4 protein-coding genes and 1 pseudogene are annotated in these 6,716 nt (G+C 55.9%); 3 read left to right on the top strand and 2 right to left on the bottom strand.

Annotation, left to right across the window (positions count from 1 at the left end; translation table 11 throughout):
• Window positions 1–704: 704 nt before the first annotated feature.
• A pseudogene (locus tag A3A5_RS44615) lies at window positions 705–891 on the top strand (IS5/IS1182 family transposase); the annotation flags it as partial.
• Between the two features lie 162 nt (window positions 892–1,053).
• On the opposite strand, the gene A3A5_RS0109995 reads toward A3A5_RS44615, so the two are convergent.
• The gene (locus tag A3A5_RS0109995) at window positions 1,054–2,421 is read right to left on the bottom strand and encodes a replication initiation protein (protein WP_018310446.1); all 1,368 of its coding nucleotides are present in this window, start codon (window positions 2,419–2,421) and stop codon (window positions 1,054–1,056) included.
• A gap of 1,288 nt (window positions 2,422–3,709) precedes the next feature.
• Between A3A5_RS0109995 and A3A5_RS0109990 the strand changes: the two genes are divergently transcribed.
• Together A3A5_RS0109990 and A3A5_RS0109985 are read left to right on the top strand one after the other, a co-directional pair.
• Window positions 3,710–4,906 (top strand): ParA family protein, encoded by a 1,197-nt coding sequence (locus A3A5_RS0109990; protein ID WP_018310445.1) that lies wholly within the window; start codon window positions 3,710–3,712, stop codon window positions 4,904–4,906.
• Entirely contained in the window at window positions 4,907–5,893 is a 987-nt protein-coding gene (locus tag A3A5_RS0109985; RefSeq protein WP_018310444.1) for a ParB/RepB/Spo0J family partition protein, read from the top strand.
• A 325-nt stretch (window positions 5,894–6,218) separates the two neighbouring features.
• Here the strand turns inward: A3A5_RS0109985 and A3A5_RS0109980 are convergent.
• A partial coding sequence (locus A3A5_RS0109980; protein ID WP_018310443.1) for a transposase occupies window positions 6,219–6,716 on the bottom strand: 498 nt, incomplete at its 5' end.

The following is a 6,716-nucleotide window of genomic DNA, read 5'->3' as shown; positions in this document are numbered from 1 at the left end:
CGGTCGGGCGGTGCCTATGGACCTGGCGCCCCTGGTGCGCGATCAAGCGCTAAAGATGTCCGCGCTGTTCCTACTGATGAGGCTCGCGCGAACGGCGGGCCACCGATTGTCGGACGTCGTATCGGCGGCTGGCAATGCACTCAGGCCGCTCCGGGGGCGAGAACTGTTCGCGTACCTCAAGTCGCTCCTCGAAAAGCCTGTTGACTATGGACATGTAGTCCGGACGCGGAAGCTCCGTGACGACGAAGCGCGCGCAGCCGAGGCTCGGGCCACACAAGAGCGGCAGCAGATTGCCGAACTCGTAGAGAGGTACCGAGACAAACGGGTCGCAGCACCCGACGAGTCGACCTATGAGGTCGATTCAGCGTCCATCGTGATCACCGACGCGAACGGTCGCCGAAGCTCTCTAGCGCATGAGCAGGCGCGCGCCTGGCTTATCGAGATGGACAGAGTAGCTGGCGGATTGGCCCCTGCCGTCGGCCAGCCGGTGCAAGCAAGACAGCGGTCTTCGGTAGTGGCACACGCGGCCATTGAGGATATTCGCAGGTTGATGCGCGACAAACAGGCGTCTCAGTACATTTCGCGGAGAGCCAAAGGAGCGTGCTTGCGATCCGTCTCGCTTAGTCAGCCCTGCAGAATGTGGTGAAGCCAAGTGTGGCAAAGCATTGAGGAGGGTTGCTGTGCAGGAGAATTCCCAGTGTGTCAAACTGGTCCGCTTGGCCAAGCATGAGGGCCTGAACGTTAAGCAAACCTTCGAGTGCGAGGGGCAAGAAGCTGCGGCGCTGCGCTGGCGCCTATGCGCACGCCGAACAGTTCAAACGTCTGCGCAGGGTGCTCAAACGCCAGCGCACAACTCCGGGTCGGCTCCTGTGCGACATCGAACGTAAGTTGCCTGGGATAGAGTAGCGATCGGCGTCTCTCCTTCCCCCTTCATCAGCACCTCAACCTTCAAACGCGACCGTGGTCATATGGCAATCGAACAACTGCGGAGTTTGGTGCGCGCGAGGTTGGGTTCTCGGCGCGTTCTGCTGCCGTGAAGGCGCCTGCTCGTGCTCAGATCAGACTTGCTGAGGCCGCTGCGCCTACTCGCTTTGCGGCCTTCGCTGCCTTGTGCACGCGACTGGCCACGAAGGCTCCAAATGTGCTCCGAACATGAGGGTCATTGATATGCTCGTGCACGTTCAGGGACTCAACCTTAAGTCTTCGCGCGAGAAGCTTGGCCGCCTGAGACTGACAAAATTCCGCGATCATGTCCGATTGCTGCTCAGCGGAGAGCTTGTTATAGGCTTCCCAACCCAAATCGGCTTCTCGTTGGTCGCGCTCGGCGCCAACGGCCTTCACGCGGGCCTCGCGCTCAGCCATCTCCTGGTCAACAGCCTTACGAGTTGACTCTGCAATGGCTGACTGGTGATGGATCTGCTTATCGAGTTCACCAAGCAAGTAGCCCTCGCGAAGGGCTTTCATGAAATAACCACCTGCTCGCACCTTCACCTTGCCGACTTTCACGTTGTGTCGGGTGTACTCCATGGCCTGGTGGATTCGCTCGTCGTTGTACAGGTCGCGGTTCGTAATAATTTCGTTGAACTCGGACTGGTTGAGTGCGAACTCTTTGCGCAGCGTCTCGTAGACATTGCGAAGAACGATGAACGCGGTTTTTTGCTCGTTGGGCTGCTCGGTAGCGTTCAATCGGAATCGAACTTGGCCGATTTTCTTTGAACCGGGCACGTTAAGCGTAAGCATCTCAATGTGGAGTCCGGTCACTTCGCGAATTTCCGAGATGGCTACCTCAAGGACTTTACTTCGGAAGTGCTTGAAGAGGTCGTAGGTTTTCTTCTCACACTCTAGCCAAGCGCGCAAGGCCTGAACTTCGAACCAAGGCGTGATGCCCTCAACCATGAATTGTTGTAGTCGGTCGTATAGGACCTTAGAGTGCACCGACTTGAACACGTAACGCAGGCTCAGAAAGTGGGAGGATTTTGGGTTCTTGATAGCGCGCTGTAGCCGTTCGGGAAGCTCAAAGATGAACTCCCCTTTTTCGATGAATGCTGAGCCCATTAGGGGCACTGCACCCCATCGATCTTTGGAAGGGTCTTCGACGTCGATCTCGTTAAGCTCGATAGCTGCTTTCTGGGCTTCGCGAACGAGCTTGCTGAGGTGGCGTCGGTTGTTGCTCGTTGTGGCTAACAGCCACTTGAACAATCCGACATCAACCCGGTATTCGCGCCGGACTTCTTGGTCTTCAGCTACAAGGAAGTAGGCAACATCGATGAGGCGACGGCCTGCCAGACTTAGGTCGATGATTTTGACGAAGGCATTGCTGCGGCGGAAGCCCAAGTCTTTTGGCGCTTCCGTGACGCTCTGGCCTCGAGGGGCGAAGTCCTCGAACAGTGCCAAGGCTAATTGTTGCGATGCGCTTTCCATACCACTTCCCTCCTTCGTGCAGGAGGTTGCAGGGGAAAGGTCGAAATGTCAAAACATTCCTTGTGACTTTGCCTTCGGGACGTCTAGGAATCATCGGAGCACCGCTGCTATGGTGTACCGAGTGCTGGCGGAACTTGGTCAGTAGGAATGTTGACGGGGCGCAGTGGGTCGGGACAATTCTGGTGACCTTACGTGGAATTCGAAGGTATGGCTGTTGGGGGTCGAATATACCCGGCTCCGAAACCTGTCCATAGGAATGGGTGTAGGTTGGTTTGTTGTTTTTATAAACAGAACATCACTTACAAGAAACGGGGGCCTATCCATCAAATCAATGACTTAGGTTGGAAAGGTCACTTTTTTGGTTCCAAAGGTCGCTGATTTTGTCGGGCAAGGTTACTAGATGTGGTCGCAAGGTCACCGGATTTGGCCAGGCTCCGAGCTCGATGGACTCTCGGTTTTGGCAAGGTCACCAGAATTGTCCGCAAGGTCACAAAAATTGTTCGAATCTGTGCCGAGGCCAAGCCACACAATGAACTGCGAGCAGTTTGGCCGACCCATGGTCACAGAATTTGTATTTCTGCGGTCACAGACTGGGTTCCGACCAGTTGATTGAGCAAGGTCACAAAAATTGTTCGCAATTGGGCCGTATGAGGTCGACGAGACCGTGGGAATGACTCATTCACGGGCAAGAAGGGGCGCCAGAATTGTCTGTTCGGGTACCGGGTAGAGCTAAGGTCACAAGATTTGTACGATCAAGGCCTTAGCTGCTAGGCAAGGTCACCAGAATTGTACGAACTTCCCACTCCGGACTTGTAGTAGCGGCCTGGTCGCTTGTCCCATCCGTCGTTTTAAGGGAGAGCAACGACTGGAAGAGCGTGGTGACCTTTACTGCACGGCGATTCGGACAATTTTGGTGACTTTGCTTCGGTTAGGTTGCGAGTAGAAGCACTTTGCTGGGGGCGCTACGCAATCTGCAGAATCACAGAATGGCGAATTCGTACAATTGGCGGTGACCTTGCCTATTGCTCACGAATTAGCCATCCATGAGGCGCCGCTCAGAATCTCCCCACGTGCCTGTCTTTATTGAAGTTTTGGGCGCTAACCATCACTAAGCTCTTTGCCCTCGCGGATTACGGCTCTGCGCCTGACTTTATGATATACGGCGAACCACGCACATAGAGCCCGTATGGGCGTCACTTTTTTGCCAAAAGTGCATACAAGTACGTGAAGTTTCCCCGTTGGTCGCGTATTCTACGTTTCATCCCGAATTTCACATGGAACGTTGAATATGGTGGTGAAGAGCGAATTAACCGAGATTGACCGGACTGTCACGATTGGTTCAATGAGTGACTTTTCGAAGAAGCTTCAAAAGCTAACTGAAGAACTTCGCGAACATATCCTGGCACCTCGCCCTCGGAAAAGTCCGCCGACGTTCACCTCCACCCAGGTCGCCGAGATGTGTGGCATCGACCGCGCGCGGCTTCATTATCTGGCAACCAAAGACGGTAGCACACTTCCCGCGGGTGAGCTTCAGGGGCGCGTACGCCAATTTACGCTTGCCGAGACTCGGAAGTGGGTTCAACAAGCTTCACAGGTGAAGCCGTCCCCGCTGCTAAGAAAAGGCGAAGCGGACGGTCGCGTTCTTATTTCTGCCAACTTCAAGGGTGGTAGCTGCAAGACGACTTCGAGTATGTGCCTGGCGCAGGGGCTGAGTTTGCGCGGCCGCAAGGTGCTGCTGGTTGATCTGGACCCGCAAGCATCACTGACCGAATTGTGCGGCCTGTATGCGGAGAAGATGATTGTCGAGGAAAGCACCGTTCTGCCGTACATCTACAGCCCAGACGACTTTACGCTCGAGAGTGTCATTCAGGAGACGTATTGGGACGGGGTTGATGTCATCCCTGCCCATCCGTCGTTGTTCTCCGCTGAATTTCACATCCCGGCAATGGCAAGCAAGTCGGCGAATTATCGCTTCTGGACCCTGTTACGTAAGGGCTTGGAGCCTCTCCGAAAGAAATACGACTATATCGTGCTGGATTCGGCGCCTTCGCTATCCTACCTAACCATCAACGGCCTGATGGCTGCGGACGCTATGGTGATGCCTTTGGTGCCGGAAAGTCTCGACTTCATTAGCTCGGTATCTTTCTGGAGTCTGTTCTCCGATATGGCGGACAGCTTCAAGAACATCGAAGGAAACAAGACCTACGACTTCGTGAGCATTCTGCTTTCGAAGGTTGACTATGGCGTGGCGTCTTCGGCTCCGATTGTTCGCTCCTGGGTACAACGAGCCTATGGCGATTGGATGAGCCCGATTGAAGTGCCGGCGAGCTCCGTGATGAGTAACGGGGCTCTCGCACTTGCGACGGTGTTCGACATTAGTAAGTTCGAGGGTAGCAACAAGACATTCCAGCGTGTGCGGATTCCGTTCGACGAATATTGCCGTTGGGTCGATGAGTTTTACGCCGGAAAGTGGGAGGACGCGTAAATGAATATGCGCAAGCGCATGCTGGAGCAAACCGCAAATTTGACTCCTGCTAATGAAATCAAAGTGGAAGTCGCCCCTCAAGTTGCAGACCGTCCAAAGACAGCGCCAGGGATGATGGCGGCCTTGAGTGCGGCACAGCTTCGGATTCAGGAATTGGAGTCCCAAGGGGCTGCAAGCACGGTTCCGGTCGAGAAGATTCGGCCGAACCCCTGGCAGCCGCGGATAAGGTTTGACGAGAGCAGTCTCACTGAGCTTGCCGAGAGCATTAAGGAACTGGGCCTAATGCAGCCCATTCTGGTTCGACGAGTCGCACCGGACAATGGAGAGTTGTACTACGAGCTTATTGCCGGGGAACGCCGTTGGCGCGCTCACCAGGTGTTGGGTCTGCCTGAAATCAAGGCGCTCGTCTCGGATGCGTCTGATGCAGATATGGCCGTGCTTGCTTTGGCCGAGAACGTCAGCCGTGAAGACCTCACCGACTACGAAATCGGAAAGGCGATGCGCCGTGTGGAGAAGGAATTTCCCGACAGGAAGCGGATGGCCGAATCCATGGGGATGAGCCGGAGCACACTCTATCGATATTTTGCCTTCGACAATCTACCTGAATTCATGCGTGTAGATCTGGAGAGGAACCCATCGCTATTCAGTGGTACTGCGGCAAGTGACACCTACGCCGTGCTCAAGAAGCATGGCGAGCCAGCAGTGACGGTGGCTCGCGAGGTCTGGAAGCAACTTGTAGACGGTAGCCTTGAGCAGTCGAAGTTCGCCAAGCTGCTGGAGGCGTCGCTACTCCGTCGTGAAGCGACGCCTGTAACTTCGCAGCGTGACATCCATAAGGTCTATGCCGGTAAGACTCAAGCAGGCAGCATCACAAAGGACTCCGTGAGCTTTACTGTAAAGCTCAAGAGTGCAGTCCTGACTGCGGCTCAAGAGGAACGGATACGGACGGTTATCAATGAACTTTTCGATGGCGGACCGCAACGCTAGCCGTCGTCGTAACCAGACCAGTCGAACCCCTCACAGAGGGGTTTTTTTGTGTTCCGAGTCGGAACACGAGTCTCATTCTTGCACAGACGCAGTCTGAATTTCCCTGTGGTCCCGGTCAGGAGCGAATGTGTCGGCGCAATCGCTGTAGTCCCGACGGTCGGCCTAGCAATCGTGTTCCGACTCGGAACACAACGTCATCAGGAACGACACATCAATAGATGTCGATGGGTCGCATAGGACCCGAAGTACGAGGCGGGGTGGGGCCTGTCCCTTGCGATTGAATCTGCATAAGATCCCTCTTGGTAAGAAATAAAGACGGCACCTGTCATGTGGCCGTCCCAATGGGATTGATCTGGAAGCCCAGCGCGGTGGCGCGGCGCCGGAGCGCGGCGCTGCTGCGCTGGCGCTGCTGGTCTTCGTAATGCTGCTGGCCCTGGTCGACGAAGGCTTCACCACGGGTCAGTATGAAGTAGACCATGCGCGCGAGCTTGTGCGCGACGGCGGTGTTGGCGCGCGGCTTGTCCATGCGGGCACACAGCCGGCGGTAGAACGCGCCGAGCGCGGAGTCGCTGTGCGAGAGACTCATGGCGGCCAGTTTCAGTGCCTGGCGCACGCGGTTGGCCGAACGTTTGGTGCTGGCCGACAGCACCTTGCCACCGCTGATCTTGGTGCCGGGGCACAGGCCCAGCCACGAGCAGAAGTGCTTGACGTTGGCGAAGCGGCTCAGGTCTGGACCGATCTCGCTGAGAACCTTCAGGACCGCGGTCGCGCCCAACCCATTGATGCGCGTGAGGTCCACACCGACCCAGTTGGCCATGGTCTG

This window comes from Cupriavidus sp. UYPR2.512 (genome assembly GCF_000379565.1).
Taxonomy (GTDB): Bacteria; Pseudomonadota; Gammaproteobacteria; order Burkholderiales; family Burkholderiaceae; genus Cupriavidus.
Note: the sequence above shows the minus strand (reverse complement) of the source record. Positions and strands in the feature narration are given on the sequence as shown.